Genomic DNA, 18,804 nt, shown 5'->3' on the forward strand with positions numbered 1-18,804 from the left:
AAAAGGTGCTTCACTTTAGAATTTAAATTCGTATGTGCTGTTGAATGGTTGAGATTTAATTGCGCCATCTACTGTCAACTTGACTGTCTGACCTTGTAAGATGTTTAACGCTGCATTGCGTGTTAAACCTGTCTTAGCCAATACTTTATTGAACACTGTATCGAAGTCCAAGCTGTTATCAATGTTCTTAGCTTCTACCTTAATTTCTTTCCCACCAAACATAACCGATACCGTTGCATTATTAACAACTGCATCCTCCTTCATAGAGTTAAATACTGGCTTCACTGCTTCACCAAATTCTCCAAATGTGCTTGCTGGGTTCTTAACAGTTACGTTGAACGTTTTCTCTCTTAGCGCAATATACACCGCGTCTGTAGATGTATTTACTTTTGACAGCTCCGCTTGGATCGTGCTTTGCAACAACTTGTCTCCAGCTCTTTCTACAGGTGCATTTTCATCTTTCAACGCTACTTCTGTACGTACGACGAATGTTGCCATTTGTCCTCTTGTTACTAATCCGTTCGGAGAGAATGTAGTAGGCGTTGTACCAGTTGTAATATCCAGATCCAATAGCGCCGCTACATAGCCCGCATATGCGTCAGTTGGCTTTACATCTTTAAAACGATTTGCAGCTAATGGACTTTGATCCAATGCGAAACCTAATGTAAGAATTTTCGCCATCTGTGAGCGTCTCAAGTTATCATTCGGCTTGAATGTCTTCACACCGTTTTCTGTGTAACCTTGGATGTATCCACCTTGAGCAAGCGCCGCAATTGGACCATAGTATTCGCTAGACTTCTTCACATCTGCGAAGCCTGGATCTTTAACATTTACCGTATCCAAGTCCAATACGTGAGCTAAAATCTTAGAAGCTTGTGCTCTTGTTACTGAAGCATTCGGACGATATGTACCGTCATTATACCCTTTTACCACTTTACGATCTGCTAGTTCCAATACCGGTAAATAATAGTGCACGCCAGGTTTTACATCCGTGAACGTTACCGCTGCACTTGTTTCCATAGGGACCGCTGCAACAAATGCTCCTGCTGCCATTGTTGTCGCTAATGTCGCTTTAAACAATTTGTGTGATGCTTTTGTAGTTTTCTTCATCTTTTCTACCCCCTATATTTTTGATACGTTGAAACTATGCCAACTACTATTAGTATAGTGTATTTCTTGTAATGGACAAGTGTTATTTGTCTGGCTTCGAGGGTTTACGTACTGAGAATTCAGAACCACCGTAGTTACATAAAAAAAGAAAGAGAAACCGCAACGGGTTCCTCTTTCTTTTTCACTATTTTCACTGTTTCAGCGGAAGCACCATTCATATACTCAATTTCTTGAACGTTTTCAGCACCACGAATTTCTTTCACGTTCTTTCCATCTATGATTACTTTCTTCACATGCGTACCTGCAAAGTCGATAATAGCTTCTGCCTGAGCTGGTTTTACATGCACAGTCACATTCTTAAATCCTTCTCCTTGGAACTTCGCATAACTACCCGTAAACAAAATAACTTCACGGATAACGGATTGGCCGTCCAACTGTACATCGACGCTTGTCTTATTAATGATCAGCTTATTCGTCTTAAATGATTTGAAGTTATAGAATTTCTCTACTTTTGGTGACGAACTGACTAATGCGACTTGTACCATCACTGGATCATGATCACTTGCACGACCCGCCATATCGGTATAGTCCGCATTTACGTGGAGCATATCCACTTCTGCCTCTTCCACCATATTATTCGAAACCAATATGTGATCTAGTACTTGGGAGTTTCCTTGGTATACATAAGAATACCGATCGTCTTCCGGTACTTTATTGACCAGATTCGTCATCAGTTCTCCTTCGTGAATCTTGAGTGCATCCGCAAACTGGAAGTCGTTAAAGTCACCAAGTGAAACAATATTTGCATGCGGATTCTTTTCTTTCACATCTGCGATGAAATCATAGATGATGTGCGCAATTTGTTTACGTTGAATTTCACTCTTTAAGACAGGTGGCTGAATCGCACCGAAGATCGGTGTATCTCCCCCTTTTGAATTCCAGTGGTTTCCAATGACAATGACGTCATCTCCATTAAACGTGAATTCCGCTGCTATAGGTTTACGGCTACTAGTAAATGCAGGATTCGACGGATCAATTCTACCCGGATTCATCGTTAATCCATTATCTTTATATCCTAGCGCCGTCATCGCATCACTATGTGGAGCATCTTTAAGTTTCACCCGTTCAGGGTTGTACAAAAAGCCTACGCGAATATTCGCATTCGGCTGTCCACCGTCTTGATTATTAACGGGATCGATGTTGACATACTCGTACTGAACGCCTCCCGCTGTAACAATCGCATCGATCAAGCGCTCATAACTTTCATTCGCTTCAGGACCGCCAGCATCCGGACCGTTGTTATCTTGCACTTCTGTTACCCCTATAATGTCGGGGCTATGCATATCCTTCGCAAATGCACGTGCTAGTTTTTGTGTTTTATCATTAGATGTCGTGCTCTTGTTGTTCGAGAAGTTTTCCAAGTTGTACGAAGCGATTGTCAGCTTTTTGTTATTCTTCACAATCGTAGTCGTCTCAAGAACCGCATATCCTTTAACAAATTTCTTTTTCATTTCTCCATAATCTACGTAAATCTTGTAGTTCTGGAATGAATAGCCTACTACTCCGACGATCGGCCCTTTGAATTTATCACCTGTCGCCACTTCGAAGTTTCTCGCTTCATCGTTCGGTTCTAAACGGAATTGAATCAAATCTGCATTCGGTTGATCTTTCTTTAAAAGAACGCCACCGCTTTTCGTTTCGGTTTTACGACTTTCTAGGACAGTCGTTAGGTCACCGTGTTGTTGGGGGCCTACGGACTTTACATTGCCCACTTCGACACGCATTGCTTCACGGCTTTCCCAGAAATCCCCTGCATATGTTTCAATATCAAATTCTTTTAGACCTTCACTTAGTACGGCATCTGTTGGTAAATTGCTTTCATCAATTACAAACGGTTCAGGGAGTTCCACATTTTTCTTTACCACACGTACTTTACCGCCCTGATCTTCACGTACGTTTATCTGTGTAGTTTTCAAATCTGTTTGCTGACGATCGGCATATCCGTCAATCGCATACTCACTTACTTGTCCATCTACTTCGACTAAATCACCCGTCTTTAAATTCCACGCGTCACGCCCGCTATACAACACAATTGCTTCCGACGTTTTCAAATTGCCGTCACGCTCGTTGTCTGGCGTTTGGATGTGATAATACGTAGAACCCGACAATACAAATTTATAGGTTACAATTCCTTCGATTCCCTCGACCGCACTTCCATTAAGCGGAGACTCATGGCCTTCGCCTTGAATATCATGGATGCGTAATGCATCTGTAATCGTATAATCATACACTTGAACTACACTCGTACGGCCATCACGTGTTACTGCCATCGTTTGTAGTTGTGTATCTTTCGTTAATTGGAATGGCCCTGTATATTTCTTCGAATCAATTGTGGGTGCTGATCCATCCAACGTGTAGTAGATCGTTGCATCCGACTCTCTCGTTTTCAACGACACTTCTACGTTTTCTACAAATGTTCCACTACCGGGACTCGCTCCGACTGGTCTCACTACCGTAACATCTGCTACGATATCGAGCTCATCCCGTGGGATGAGCTGATAGCTATCTTCAAATTGCTGAACGATACCTGTCACCGAGTCATAAGTCATCCCTGCTTCTAAGCCTAAGTCGTCGTTTTCGTCCCGAACGAGCAAGTCTCCCTTACCGTCTGTTGCAGCAAAGTTCGCCCAGCCTGGTCCCGCTTCTTTATCGGAAAGCGTAAGATTATTCACTGTGACCAATTGAGATTCTACCGCTTCTCCAACAGCGTCACCTGTGAGTACTTTTGCTTCCGGTACTGCGCCTGCGGTCTTCTCCACTAGCTGTGCTCCGTCAATCTGCAGTAAGTTTTTATATTCAGCCACTTTCCCGACAACTGTTACTTTATCGCCTATTTGCGCATCTAAGCTAGTAGGACGTAGCGTGACACCTGCCTCGCCATCTTGAATCGTGATGGAGTTTTTCAGTCGAGCAGTAACTGTTCCTTTCACTGAAACCGTTTCGCCGATCGACTTAGCACGAGCAGCTGCAATACTAATGACTTCCACTGGTTCCGGTTCTGGTTGGGCATCTGCGAAAGTGATGGCAGATGTATCTTTTAATCCAGGACTGGTGAAGTACGCTTTCAAATTACCTGTTACAAGAACTTGCTGTCCTACTAAATCAGGATTTGTTTGCAAGCCCCATTCACTGCGTAAATTAGTTGGAAGCTGAACAAACAACATCTTCGTAACGTCCGTTTCACCCGCTTTACTTGCAATGGCTATGTTCGTATCTCCCGTTGCAACTGGTACAACATTTGTCGCAGATACAACAAACCCTACAATATATCCAGAGACGGTCGCAGTTCCTTCATTATTCGCTCGCGCCTCTTCAACTGTGATCGTTCCCGATTTTACAGCGATTGTTGCTCCGGTCGCAGCTTGTACCATTGGAGTCGTCGGCAAGACCAAGCTAAACACCAAGAAAAACATCAGGCTCATACGCAATACTTTTTTACCTTTCAATTACCACACCTCGATTTCATTAGTTAGGTAGATAGATAAAGCCTTCTGAAATACAGAAGGCTTTGTTTGGTACTTACAAAATGGTATCGCCTTTGACATCTACACCGTCAAAATTAAACAAATCTCCATCCAGATTTGATACATCTAGATTGCCTCCGACCTGAATGTTGGAGAATGATAGTGACTCTCCAGCAGTACCGGTTAGAATGAGATCCCCCCCTACAATAGCATTTTCCAAGCTATCCATATCCGTGACAGAAACCGTTACATTACCTGGATACACTTTCGGAGTACTTTCCGTACCTGAAAACGCGCTTCCATTCACCGTTTGATCTTTGCTATTCCTGCCTTATACTGCATACTCGCAGCTTTCATACAGGTCTACACCGTACAAGCGACTTTGATCGCATACGGCGTGCCATCAGCGGCAGTTTTCTACACTTTATTTCCCCTATCCTTACTCTATTACAATAGATTGGAAACAAGCAATGATAATAATTGACTATTTAGTTTACTCAGAACTCAACCTAAACGTATATAAAGAAATTCCAGAAAGGCATACCCATGCTAAAGATAGTTCCTAACTACTGACTATCGTAAAGAATAGACTGTTTCACGGATTGTACAAGTAATCTCGAATATAAAGAAGTCTCCCAATCGTTCATGCACGACTAGAAGACTTCTTCTAAACCTACCTATAAAACCAATTTACTTCTGCTGTCTAACTACGCTATAAACTGCTCCACCAACTAAATCGATCATTTCTTTTAGTCGATCCTTACTCACGTGTTCCATCACATCAGTCTCATTATGATAGTACGGCTCCAAGTTGTGTGTTCCAGGCTCTCTTCTGATAAAGTTTGCTGCCGCAATATCAACTTCGTGGAATGCCACATGGTCCGAAGATCCACGTTTGAACAACACAAGCTCTGATGGCGTACCAATAATTTTAGCTACTTTGTTTGCTGATTCCGTAACCAAGTTCGGTTTACCATCTACCGTATTCGTATAGATAGCTGTTGCAGGTTCCCATGCTGTCGCCACCATATCCATATTGAAGTTTGCAATACTACGAGAGACATCTCCAGCACTTAGTGATTGTGCATATACTCTTGCACCCACCAGACCAATCTCTTCAGCACCGACAAATGCAATACGAAGTTCCTTGTCTAACGGCTGATCCTTTAACACGCGTGCCAACTCGAGCGCCGCCGCTGTACCTGCCGCATTGTCATTCGCTCCTGGCGCACCCGGGACGCTGTCAACATGCGCTGAAATATAAACTATTTCGCTGTTTTTACTACCGTTAGCCGGATATTTCGTCGCAATGATATTTTCTGAAGTCTCTTTTCCTAACACATTGACCTTGATATTCACATTGTCAGTAGAATTCTCCTTCAGCGCTTCACCTTGTGCTTTTGTAATCCCAATTGCCGGAATGGTAGATGTTGCAGAATAACTCAATGGTGTTTCTTTTTCTGCGTTGTCATAAATAATTACACCTACAGCACCAGCATTTTGCGCACGATTCACTTTATCTTGGAACGTTACGCCTCCACCTCTTGCGATCAACGCGATTTTACCTACTGCTTCTGGTTTGAAATCGGATTCTTCTCCAAACTCCGCAAAGTATAGAGGTGCCGTCACACCGTTAGCGTCTGTCGCTACGGAATTATTCGCTACTGCACTCGCAATCAGGCTATCCCCAAGTGTAAACACCGATTCTTTCTTTTCAGGTAGGTCAAACTCTTGTCGTTCTACTTTGTAACCGTATTCATTTAGACGGTCAGCAATCATTTTAAATGCGTCTTTCTCTGCTTGTGTCCCCGTTACTCTAGGACCCATTTTTGTAAGCGCTTCCGTATCAGCGAATGCTGAGTTTACATTAAACGCTTTAATGAAGTTCTTTATTGCATTTGCTTCCTCGCTATTCCCGTCTTATACCGCTTCAAGCGGCTTTCGATAGGGCCTACACCGCACAAGCGACTTTGATCGCATACGGCGTGCCGTCAGTTTATTTCCAATATTATCTTACTTCCCCAAAACAAGTATAGTACATCCATATTTATTTACAATAACAATATAAAGAATTGTTTGTTTTAATTCGAAATTGATTCTTTCGATACCCGAAGAAAACATGAGCAAAGTAACGAGTTAATGTGCTACTTTTACTTTTTATTATCAAAGTAGATAATACCGCCTATGGTAGCGCTTACTTTTGTGTTTTATGTTTGATAATATCAATCAGCCTTCTAACCGTGTGAACGATCAGAAGGCTGATTCTTTAATAAAGTCTTTACTTTAGTAGAAAAAGTATCGATTTTAGTAGCACATCGCTTTTCCCGACTCCCGCGACCAATAATGCTGTAAGGAGATTTTGATCGTATACCGAGTGTGTCAGCAGTTTTGACACTCTAATTTATTGACTGTTTCATCGTGTACCCTACCCGGAATAGACAATTAATGCGTATATGCCTATAAATTATGTAACAGTAAAGCCCAATCAGAAAATACTGATTGGGCTCTATTGCATTTACAAAGCTTAGATTTGGGGAAATAAGCTTATTAGAATAACTACCACTGACTAGGTTCCTTCGCTCCCGCCAGTTTTATCCTCCTCACATGTTACCATGCAAGTCCAAACGGCTGACGATCGACACTACTATGAACCCGCTGCCATCTTACCGGCATCTTCGGTGCTGAAACACCTCTTCCGACAAGACTTCAAACGTTCCGTTACGTCCATCCCTTGTTTTGACAACCGTAGGTCTCCACTATCCAGGCGTGAGAAAGACTAGTTTAACAGTCAATTATACTAATCTCCTATTACCATTTCAGATCATAGGATGAGTGCCGAACCCCTAGCTTAATTTCGCGACACCCACTACCTCACCCTGCCTACACGGATTCGTCTTCCTGACCGTAGTTGCCTTTTAAAGAGCCCCGCCTCAGTTCGACTGAGTACGACTTCACCTGACTTAGTCCCTTTTGCGAATTCAGCGCATCACTGGACCCAGGAGGATTAGGCACTTGCATATAGACTGTTTGGCAAGAATCGGAACTTCACCGAATAATTGGAACATAACAGTTAGAATAATGACCTCATAGAACAAAAACTAATTAAAGTATAGTCTATGAGGTCAAATTCCACTAATTTCGCTAGTACACTAGCTTATATAGTAACGTTTCGTTTAGTTTTATTGAGGAGTCAAGTTTACTTTTACTTCTTTAGTAATTCCACCGATATTAACTTTTACAGTTAACTCAGCTTTAGATACATTATCAGCCAATTGTGCTTGAGCTGCATACGTACCGTTATTTGTGATGTTCACTTCAGAAGCGTTTGCAGGTACGATTGTTACCTTAGCTGTATCAGGAGTCGCTTTAAGAACTTTCGCTCCGAACTGATCAGTTGTTACCACTTGGATAACCTTGTCATTTTGCATTGCAGTTGCAATAGTGAAAGTACCTTTTGCATCTACAGGCATAGTGATTTCTTTCGCCACTTCTACATTAGATTGTTCTGAAGTGAAGAAGAAGTCTTTTACTACTGGAGCTGCATTAGAAATCTTGTACGTCTGTTCTACTGTTGAACCGTCGTTGTTGATTGTGAATGTCACTTTAACATCACGCTCAGAAACTTTTTTACCGTCAACTGTAAATACAGCTTCAAGATCTTTAGCTGCAACACTTAATTTGCCATCTACAACTTTTACTCCAGAAATGTTTGTAGTTGCTTTGTAATCATTAGCATTAAGTGCTACTTTACCGCCATCTGCAAGTACACCGGAAATTGCTAATGGGTTTGCTTTTTCAGCTTTAACATCAAGAAGTCCTAATTCTTTTACTTCATAAGATTTGAACTCTTTACCGTCAGTTACTTGAACAGATACTTCAATTGCTGAATCTGGCTTACCAGCTAATTGGATTTTTACTTTGTCAGATCCGTTTTTCTTACCAGTAATGTCTTTGCCGCTTACTGAAAGGATATCTGAGTTTGTATTCACTTGCTCAACTGTGAAATCTCCAACTTTTGCAGCTGCAAGGTCACGGCCATACTGATCTTTAACGATTAAATCAGATGCTGTTACAGTTTTAGTTCCTTTAACCACTAGTGGAGATTTAACGCCAGTAATGATTGTCGGTACTGCAGCAGCTTCCAATTTCACGTTAACTGAAGCAGTTTTATTAGTAGAAGAGATAACTAGTACCGTTACGTAGTCTCCTGCTTTTTTGTTTACAGTATCTGCTTTTACGAATGTTTTGCCGTCTTTAACAACAACTTCACCATTTGTAACGCTGATTCCTTTAACTGCAGCTTTCAATACTTTTAGATCCGTGATTTGTTTTCCTTCTTTATCTTGTACAGATAGTGGAAGTAGAACGTCTTCACCAAGGATTGCATTTTCAGGGTTTGATAATGCAACAGCGTCTGTGCGTGTAGTTTCAGCAACTGCGATATCGAAGTTAGCTGTAGCTCCATTTGCAGAAGAAATTAGGATAGCTTTTGTAGCGCCAGCTTTCTTAATGTCAGAGATTTCTACAACTGCTTCGTTAGCGTTACCGATTTTCTTGATTTCAGGCTTCGCTGCTAGTGTTAATACGCTTGAATTAGTATTAGTTACGATCATTTTTTCAACAGCTTTTGCATCTGTAACTTTCTTTCCGTATTGGTCAACCAAGTTAAGCACTAGGTATTGTTTACCTGTTGTATCTTCATTCAACGTTACTGTATTACCTTTTTCATCATAGATTCCTTTAACACCAATTTCCATTACTGCTGATGCTTTAGAAACAGTTACAACTTTAGTTGCTGTAACGCCTGTTGCTTGATGAATTAGTACTACTGGAACTTTTGAATCCGCTTTAATTTCAGATGTTCCGTTTGTAATTTCTACTGTATTTCCTACAATCTTCTGATTATCAGTATCCCCAGTAGTGACCTTGAAATTAGAGTTTGTAGTGACATCTACACCATATTGATCTTTTACGATGAATGATACTGTAGCTTTTTTGCCATCAGCACTTAGTACTGCCAAATCATCCAAGATTTCGATAGAATCAACTTTTTGTGCTTCTACTTTAACTGTGTTAGTAAGTGGTTTTTCAGTTAAGCCAGTGATGTTCACTGTGTAATCTGCAGTCTGAAGTTGTCCAGGAACTTCTAAAGTTACAGATTTCTTATCGTCAGCCCATTTAACTGTAGCATTTTGCTTGAACGTCCCGCGAAGCAATTCAACGTTAGCTTTTGAAGTGTCCTTCACAGCGTTGTTAAATGTAACTGTGATTGTTTTAGAATCTGTTGCCTTTGCAGATGCAACTTTAATATCTTCAGCTTTCACTTCGTCATAGTTCGTTTCTGCTGCCTTGTAAAGGAATGATGCGAACTGTCCACGAGTTGTTGTATTTTTTGGGTTGAATACTGGTGCAGCTGGGTTTGTGATATCGAAGAAGTCTAATACGTCAATAGCCGGACGTGCTTCAGCTTTTGCTTTATTAAGATCTGTAACATCCTTTTTCCAGTCTTGCTCTTTTACATAAGCAACTAGGTCGAAGTCATTTAGTGTGTTTAAAGCACGCACTAATACAACAGCCATGTTTTCACGAGTAATGTTGTCAGCTGGTAAAAGCTTACCATCGTTACCGTTGAATACGCCGTTGTCTTTTACTATTGCAGCCATTTGTAGAAGCTCATCATTAGATTTAGAAGTTAAATCTGTGAAACGTGGGTTAGTTTTGTAATCAGTTGGCACTTTATATCCTTGTGCGATCAACCATTTACCCATTAACTTTGCAACGTCAGAACGTGTAAGAGTTTTGTTCGGTTGGAACGTTCCGTCTGGATATCCTGAGATTACACCAGCGTCAGAAAGTGCGTCGATTGCCGCCTTGTGTGAGTTGTTGTCTTTTACATCTGTAAATTCAGCCGCGAATGCAACTGGTGCTACTGCTGATGCTACTAGTGCAGCTGAAGCAGCCCCTACTACAAACTTGCGATATTTCGTTGGTTGGTTAGCCATTAAATAATTTCCTCCTTGATGATTCTGTTTTTGCCAGTTACTACCTATGTATGAAAGTAGTAGGCATTACATATTAAAGTATAGATAAGAACAAGCTGAAAGTCAATTAAATATTAGTACACATGATAGTCTAATAGTGAGTTTTTCCAAGTAATTCGACTCATATTCTATCGGATAAATAGTCTATAGAAATATTAATATCTTTTTATGTATTGCTCGATATAGTTATTTAGCAATACATATGTTTTTAAACAAACAAAAAAGCTCGAACAGATGGGAACTGTTCAAGCTTTTTTGTTTGCGGTCAACCAACCGTAACGCTTTGCACATATTGTGCTATATACAATGAGGAAATTATTCTTACAAGTGTGATTCTATCATTAACTTAACTAGATTACAAGATAGTAATATAGCTAGGGTAGTGAATATGTAAGAGGAACGGGAGGGGAAAACCTATCCTCCCGATTCATCCCCCACTTAGAGTGAAAAACACCTAATCCGGTTCTTACTTCTTCTTATATACCTCAACCAAAAACTTCGGCAAGTTCATCTGACGCTTGATCCGACTTGGTTCAAGCAACAATCGATATAGCCACTCAGCACCTGCTTTTTGGAATACTGCCGGTGCTCTTTTAATATTCCCTGCTAGCACATCGAATGATCCGCCTACTCCTTGGAATACTATCGGATGTAGCTGATCGCGGTGTTGTTCAATCCACTGCTCTTGCTTCGGTGAACCCATTGCAACGAATAAGATATCTGGTTTCGCTTCATTAATCGTGTCGATTACAACTTGGACATCTTTTTCATAACCGTGCTGGACACCGGCGATTTGAATATTCGGATGCATCACTTGTAATTTCGCCGCTGCTTCTTCAGCCACTCCAGGTTTCGCGCCGTAGAGGAAAATACGTTTTCCGCGTGCAGCGGCTTCCTGTACGACGCGGTCCATCATGTCGATTCCTGTAACACGAGATCGGATCTGACCTTTTTTTAGCTTAGATGCGAGAATTACGCCAATGCCATCCGGAATTTGAAATTCCGCTCGGTTAAGCAATGCTTTCAGCTCTGGATCTTCTTTTGCTTTCATGAGCTTTTCCGGATTGATCGCCACGATGAGTGATTTCTTTCCTGCTTCGATATTCTCGAAGACTTTTGGAATGAGTTCATCGTAGTTCTCGGTGTTGACGGAGACGCCTAGTATTTCTTCTTTCATTTGTATAGCTGCCCCTCTTTTTTGCCATCTCCTAATTTGAAGAAGCGATATTCCGCTTGTTCCCATTTATCTGCTTGGAGAGCATTTTTCGTATCCAACATGATCGGTCTCGGCTGCTTCGTCTGCAACTCTGCTGGATTCAATTCCTTGAATTGGTCATGGTCTGTAGTTAATAGAAGAAGATCAGCTGTACCGATTGCTTCTTCAAGCGTAGCAACTTGCGTCGAATGTTGTAATTCCTTGATATGCGGATCAAATGATACGACGTCTAGACCAAGTTCTAGCAGTGAATCAATCACTTTCGTTGATGGGCTTTCACGCATGTCGTCGACGTTCCCTTTGAAAGCAAGACCAAGAACCGCCACTTTACCGTTTTCGATATTGTATTCCTGTAGCAAGCGCTGTGCGCGCTTCGCCGTATACATTGGCATACCATCGTTTGTTAGACGTGCTTTTTTGATGATGTCCGCTTTTTCAGGTGCTAGCTCTACTAAGAACCATGGATCGACTGCGATACAGTGACCGCCGACTCCTGGGCCTGGTGTATGGATATTGACGCGTGGGTGGAAGTTTGCAAACTTAATTGCTTCCCAAATATCCACGTCGATACCTTCTGCGATTTTTGCAAGTTCATTCGCGAATGCAATGTTGACATCACGGTACGTGTTTTCCATTACTTTAACGAGTTCCGCTGTAGTAGCATCCGTTAGATGGATCGTTCCTTTGACGAACACTTCGTAAAGATCTTTCGTCATTTCCGCTGATTTCGCATTGATACCGCCAACGATACGGTCGTTGTTGACTAGTTCTTCGAAAATCTTACCTGGAATGACGCGTTCCGGTGAGTGAGAAACGAATAATTCTTCACCGATGATTAGATCTGTTTTACGTAATTCAGGCAGCATAATGTTTTCAACAGTCTTTGGTGGGACTGTTGATTCCAAGATTACGAGTGCGCCTTTTTTGACGAACGGCACGATCGATGCGGTTGCCGCACGGATGAATTCTAGGTTCGCTGTGTTGTCCGGGTTGATCGGTGACGGGACGGCGATGATGTAGACATCTGCTTCTACTGGTGTAGTCGATGCTTGGAAGTGTCCTGCGTCTACGGCTTTCTCCAAACGCTCTTGCAGGCCGTTTTCTTCTATATGTAGTTGTTTGTTGTTGATCAGATTGACGACGCGTTCGTTACGGTCAACGCCGTGTACTTGCAGGCCGCTGTTTGCAAACATGACGGCAGTTGGGAGGCCGATGTAACCTAGGCCTACTACGCATAATTTCTTTTCCATAGTGTATGATACCTTCGCTTTCTTGTTTTAGGTTGTGGTTAGTAAAAGCCTGGGTAGACTTTGGATTGGGTATTGGATCTGCACTGCAGGCGGACGCTTTCCTGCGGGCATGGCTTGAGCCCTCCTCGTCCGCTTTGCTCCCTGCGGGGTCTCAAGGCTCATGCTATTCCCGCGGGAGTCGCCGCCTTTCGTTCCGATCCTACTTACAGTGTGGTGGCACAAAGCTACCCCTTTTTTCTTTGTGTCGAGGCCTTCAGTTCAAGATCTCAATACATTTAAACTCAAAGAGAAAGGATGAATCTCTTCATCCCTGGATTTTAATAGTTGCTTTAAAAATGATAGAGTACACTAGTATTTACGCTCTTCCTCAAAAACTCCAAAAGAATACACAGTGGATCGTAAGCGGAAGGCGGCGAGTGCAAAGATGTGCTCCTAACGCTGCGCTTTCACTCGCAAAAGCCGTTCTTCGTAACGGCTCTTCCCGATGAATCAGCTCGATCAGGTGAGACAACCAAAGAGAGCGTAGCGAACTGGTTGGCTCACCGCGAGCCCATGGGAAAGCGTCCGCCTGCAGCGTCGATCCACGTTGCCTTATCCGTCACTCCATCTAATAGAAGTACATAAGGTTTAAATCTATTCTATCTATACAGTATAACAACTTCTATTCATTACGACCAATTTATTTAGCTCGTGCCGGTACGCGCGTTTGCACGGTATAAGGTGTATACGTCCCTTTCACCACATTCAACCCGTTAGCCCCTGCTATGCCCGGGTGAACAACGAGCATATACTCAGCCCCAAGCGCCATAGGTCTAGCTGGCTGGATCGTCATCGTTTTCTCATCACTAGCTTTTTTAGCCGTTTGTATTGAGACGCTTCCGAACTTCACAAGTTCCATCTTGTTGAAACTTTTCGCTGGACCGAAGTTCATTTTTTGCGTGAACTCTACATTGAATACTTTTGATTGCGGTACGTCAGTTGGTCCTTTGGTCAACTTATAACCTTTTGCAACCAAGTCTGATGTGACAAGACGTTTGTGCATACCTGTATGCTCTGTGCCTGATTTCATTTTGATATTCGGCTCGACGCCTTTATGTTGTACGGGCGTTCCTTTAGGTCCTGTGTAGTGACCGGTTGTAAGTTTTAGTGCGCCGCCGTTTTCTAATTCGAATAACGACTGGACGCTACCTTTTCCTTTTGTCGTCTCCCCTACTACGTTCGCTGCGCTTTGGTCTTTGAGGCTAACTGCCACGATTTCAGAAGCGGACGCTGAGTAGCGGTTGACGAGTACGTATGTGTCTACTGGGAATTGATTTTTCGCTGGGACGACGTTACCTGATTGTGTACCCATGCGCGTTTGCAATTTGTACGCTTCTTTTACTTTCGGGAAGAAGCCAAGTAATTGTTCGGCGCTGTCTACGTAGCCGCCACCATTAAAACGTAAGTCGAGAATTAATCTCTCCGCTCCTGCCGCTTTCAAACGTCCCCAGTGGGCGTTGACGTCTTCTTGTAAATGAGCTGAAAACGTCTTGATTTTCACATACCCGACGTTTCCGTACATCATATGTGAACTCACATTATCTTGATTGTACGGCGCCGGGATAGCTGCGACTTGCGTGGGTGCTTTGACGCTTGCGTATTGATTGAGATACTCATTATATTCAGCTGGCGTCATGTACACCGAGTATTCATCGAGCTGACGTACGACTTCGGTGACATTTCTCGCACTGCGAAGATTAGTAGGCTGGTCGCCATAATAGTACAAATCGACAATTTCTTTCACTTCGTCAAGAGTCGCGGCTTCGGTGACGGGTGTTATGCAGAGCCAGGCGAAAATAGCTACTACTGCAATAAGGGTTTGTTTCATTGCGCTTCCTCCTTTATTCGGTGGGGTTGGTAAAAGTATGTATCTTTTCACTATACCCTATACACCAGCGGTTAAGCGGCTAACTATAATTATTTTTTCGAATATAGTGTCACCCAATAGATTTTACCATCTGGATCGGGTGCCGTGCCTGCTCCCATATGCGTAAATACCGGACTTAGGAGATTCTCCTTATGCGCAGGCGACCCTAACCAAGCATTGGTGATTTCCATCGCGTCATTAAAGCCCGCCCCAATGTTTTCCCCATACGCCGTCCATTTATAATCAAATTGGTCCAACATCTCCACAAGCGTGCCGTATGTTGGCGTAATATGTGATAATTCCCCGAGTTTCGCCAAATCTTCCGCTCGCGCACTAGCCATTCGATTAAGTGCTGGATCCGCTCGCAAATCCGTAACTTTCGCATTTTTCCGCTTGACGTTCACATTAATAATCGCCTGTGCCGCTAACGAAGGTTGCTCTGGTTCTGGTTTAGGCGGTACCGGTGTCGGCTTTGGCGGCTCAGGTTTTGCTGCTGGTGGTTTCGGAGTTGGCTTCGGTGGTACTGGTTTCGGCTTTTCAGGTGCTGGCTTCGGTGGTACTGGCTTTGGCTTTTCAGGTGCCGGTTTTTGATTATTAGGATTCGGCTTAATCAAATTTTTATCTTTATCGACATAGCCCTTCTTTTGATTATCATACGTAATCAATCCACTTTTGCGATTTTCATCAAATTGCATCGTGCGGTACAAGAATGCCGCCATTTGGCCACGCGTGACTGGATCATTCGGATTGAACTTCCCACCCGGACGCGTCGTAGTGATATTGAGCTCGGCAATCGTAATAATGTATTCATATGCCCCACTGCTCTTATGGACATCATCAAAAATAATGAAATCATTATCATCCGTGACGATGTGATAGCCAAGGACTAATAGTTTCGCCATTTGTCCGCGAGTCAGTGGTTTATTCGGATTAAATTTCTCCGCGTTCTTAAACAAGCCTCTCTGTGTCAACGCGCGGATATGATCATACGACCCATTGTCTTTCGTTACATCCTTAAAATCCATTTTATACGCATGGCTCGGTTTCGCCCCAATGGAAACCGCAATCATCTTGGCAGCCTGAGCTCGCGTGACCGGTTTGTTCAGACGATATGTATTGTCGGCATACCCTTTAATGATGTCATTGGCCGCCATATACGTAACAGCATCGTAGGCATAATGTTTCTCGGGTACGTCTTTAAAAGTCACGGCCTTCGCGGCTTCCACCGGTGCAGGATTGGCGATTCCCGTTGCAGATACCGCGACCGTCGTAGCTATAGTACTTAAGAATAATATTTTGTTATTAACTAGACTCATATAAACGTCCTCCTTTTGTTAAAGTATACGGGATTTGGCAGGTGTTTTGGTAGGGGTATTGGTGAAATATGTTAGATGAATTTGCTTTTTGTCGATTGGGGGTGGATGTGAGGCTGGTTTATGAGCGGTTGGCTGGTCGGTATGAGCGGATATTTGTCCGGAAAGAGCGGATTACTAGCTTGATAGAGCGTTTGAATGGGTGGATAGAGCGGGGAGTGGGTTGGATAGAGCGGATCGGCTTGGAGATTGAGCGGATAGCGGGAAACATTGAGCGTGCAGGAGTTTAGGAGAGCAGGGTCCCCTTATGAGCGGGTGGCCGAGGGTATGAGCGGATTTTCGACTTCATAGAGCGGAGTTCTGTCTTGATAGAGCGTTTGATTGGATGGATAGAGCATTGAGTGGGGTGGATAGAGCGGATCGGCGTGGAGATTGAGCGGATAGCGGGAAACATTGAGCGTGCTGGAATTTAGGAGAGCAGGGTCCCCTTATGAGCGGTTGGCCGATGCATATGAGCGGATTTTCGACTTCATAGAGCGGAGTTCTGTCTAGATAGAGCGTTTAATTGGGGGGATAGAGCATTGAGTGGGTTGGATAGAGCGGATCGACGTGAAGATTGAGCGGATAGCGGGAAACATTGAGCGTGCAGGAGTTTAGGAGAGCAGGGTCCCCTTATGAGCGGTTGGCCGATGGGTATGAGCGGATTTTCGACTTCATAGAGCGGAGTTCTATCTAGATAGAGCGTTTGATTGGATGGATAGAGCATTGAGTGGGTTGGATAGAGCGGATCGGCGTGGAGATTGAGCGGATAGCGGGAAACATTGAGCGTGCAGGAGTTTAGGAGAGCAGGGTCCCCTTACGAGCGGTTGGCCGATGGGTATGAGCGGATTTTCGACTTCATAGAGCGGAGTTCTGTCTGGATAGAGCGTTTATTTGGGTGGATAGAGCATTGAGTGGGTTGGATAGAGCGGATCAGCGTGGAGATTGAGCGGATAGAGAAAAATATTGAGCACGCACAATGTTTTTCATTAAGAAGCCAGCGCATGGAAAGCTTATGCGCTGGTTTGATTGCTTTACAAATTCAGCTTTTCTGTTTGGAGAAGTCTCGGAGAGAGTTGGTAGATGGCGTTGCGCTTTTTACCGGTCATTTCTGTGAAGGGGTTGGCTAGCATTCGTTTCGCTATGTGGCGGGAGTGAATGTTGGTAAAGTGGCGGAATTGCCGATTCGTGAGTTGCGCGCCGCCAATGCAATACCATTCCGCTAGCGTGGCATGATGGGCGTGGCGATCGATATGGCCGCACGCACGGCATTGCCAACTTCTAGTCCGCCACAGCATCGTTAATTGCTCGCAATTCGGGCACGTGACACCGCTTGCTAGATCTTTTATGGAAAGTGCATATTTATCGATCAGTGGAAACGGATCGTAGTGGCGGTGTGTCTTTAAGAGTTCATTCGCTAACTTCTTGATTTGATTGGCGTTTAAAATATCTTCTTTCATTTCTAAATTCCTTAAACGATTGGGGATTTCATACGAGAATACGAGCCGATGGGATGATGTGTTTTCAATGGTGAGTTCGTTTTGGTAGGCGAAGACGATGTAGTCGACGAGGGGGATGTCGATGTTGCGCGCTTTTAGCCAGCTGCCGAAGTAGTGTTTTTTGCGTTCCATTTCTTCGATCGGGCTTCTCAGAACGGTGCGTTCCCCGTTGATTGATTCGCGAATGAATTGTGTCGGGTTTTGTTTGATGTGTAATTTACCTGCGATGTTTTTAATTTCGAACAGAATAATCACACTTGGGGTAATCAAGATGGAATCGATTTGGAAATAGGCATGCTCGTGTTTCAGGAAAATGTCGTGGAGGATGGCGTGCGGATACGGCGGAATGAAATCTCGTAACTGATAGTCGAATTCCCTCTCCCCTCCGAAGCCCGCTTTGCCGTTGTAGAAGTCGGTGCGGATTTTTTCGTACTTGTCGTGATTGACAGGTAAGCGTTTGAGAAGCGCCTGTTGACCGATGATCAATTTGGGAATCGTGCGCGTTTTGTAGAGTATGTTGTTTCACCTCCCTATTATGGATTGTGGGGCGTGTATTCATTGTAGCAAGAGTGTGAGTTGTTGGGAAGTATTGGGATAAATTCGATTTTGAGTAGATTTTTAGGGGTGAAATTAGATTTTGGGGTGGTTTTGTTGGAGAGAATTCAAAACTCAGGGGTTAAATGGGGGTTTCCCGTGTGTATTTGTTTAAAAATATGTCTTTAGTCATGTGGATTTTAGGGGTTGTGAGCGGTTTATTGGCTTGATAGAGCGCTGGTTCGTTTTAATAGAGCGGATTGATGGCCATATAGAGCGAGCGGGCGTGGGGATTGAGCGGATAACATCTTAAATAGAGCGTTTAAAGATATGTTTGAGCGCGGCGGCTTCGCCTTGCTTGATTTAGTTCAA

Annotated in this window: 10 protein-coding genes; all 10 read right to left on the bottom strand. The window is 43.3% G+C overall.

Features of this window, described 5'->3' with window-relative positions; all coding sequences use genetic code 11:
• Positions 1-15: 15 nt before the first annotated feature.
• A complete protein-coding gene (locus tag CSV64_RS07420) occupies positions 16-1,110 on the bottom strand; it encodes an S-layer homology domain-containing protein (RefSeq protein WP_099634112.1) in 1,095 nt (364 codons plus the stop codon).
• A 134-nt stretch (positions 1,111-1,244) separates the two neighbouring features.
• Positions 1,245-4,616 carry a DUF6359 domain-containing protein gene (locus CSV64_RS07425; RefSeq protein WP_233190423.1) on the bottom strand — a complete coding sequence of 1,124 codons (3,372 nt, stop codon included), beginning with the start codon at positions 4,614-4,616 and terminating at the stop codon, positions 1,245-1,247.
• Positions 4,617-4,689: 73 nt separating this feature from the next.
• Positions 4,690-4,941 (bottom strand): hypothetical protein, encoded by a 252-nt coding sequence (locus CSV64_RS07430; RefSeq protein ID WP_099634113.1) that lies wholly within the window; start codon positions 4,939-4,941, stop codon positions 4,690-4,692.
• A gap of 383 nt (positions 4,942-5,324) precedes the next feature.
• Positions 5,325-6,461 carry a M20/M25/M40 family metallo-hydrolase gene (locus CSV64_RS07435; RefSeq protein WP_099634114.1) on the bottom strand — a complete coding sequence of 379 codons (1,137 nt, stop codon included), beginning with the start codon at positions 6,459-6,461 and terminating at the stop codon, positions 5,325-5,327.
• Between the two features lie 1,352 nt (positions 6,462-7,813).
• Entirely contained in the window at positions 7,814-10,636 is a 2,823-nt protein-coding gene (locus CSV64_RS07440; RefSeq protein WP_099634115.1) for an S-layer homology domain-containing protein, read from the bottom strand.
• 505 nt (positions 10,637-11,141) lie between these two features.
• Positions 11,142-11,852 (bottom strand): WecB/TagA/CpsF family glycosyltransferase, encoded by a 711-nt coding sequence (locus CSV64_RS07445; protein ID WP_099634116.1) that lies wholly within the window; start codon positions 11,850-11,852, stop codon positions 11,142-11,144.
• Positions 11,849-13,141: a nucleotide sugar dehydrogenase gene (locus CSV64_RS07450; protein WP_099634117.1), complete on the bottom strand. Its 1,293-nt coding sequence runs from the start codon at positions 13,139-13,141 to the stop codon at positions 11,849-11,851. The genes CSV64_RS07445 and CSV64_RS07450 overlap by 4 nt, the downstream gene beginning before the upstream one ends.
• 679 nt (positions 13,142-13,820) lie before the next feature.
• Positions 13,821-15,008 (bottom strand): S41 family peptidase, encoded by a 1,188-nt coding sequence (locus CSV64_RS07455; RefSeq protein ID WP_099634118.1) that lies wholly within the window; start codon positions 15,006-15,008, stop codon positions 13,821-13,823.
• Between the two features lie 89 nt (positions 15,009-15,097).
• A complete protein-coding gene (locus CSV64_RS07460) occupies positions 15,098-16,363 on the bottom strand; it encodes a CAP and S-layer homology domain-containing protein (RefSeq protein WP_099634119.1) in 1,266 nt (421 codons plus the stop codon).
• Between the two features lie 1,070 nt (positions 16,364-17,433).
• A complete protein-coding gene (locus CSV64_RS07470) occupies positions 17,434-18,384 on the bottom strand; it encodes a nuclease-related domain-containing protein (RefSeq protein ID WP_158233019.1) in 951 nt (316 codons plus the stop codon).
• Between the last annotated feature and the right edge of the window lie 420 nt (positions 18,385-18,804).

The organism is Sporosarcina sp. P32b (assembly GCF_002743335.1).
Lineage (GTDB): Bacteria > Bacillota > Bacilli > Bacillales_A > Planococcaceae > Sporosarcina.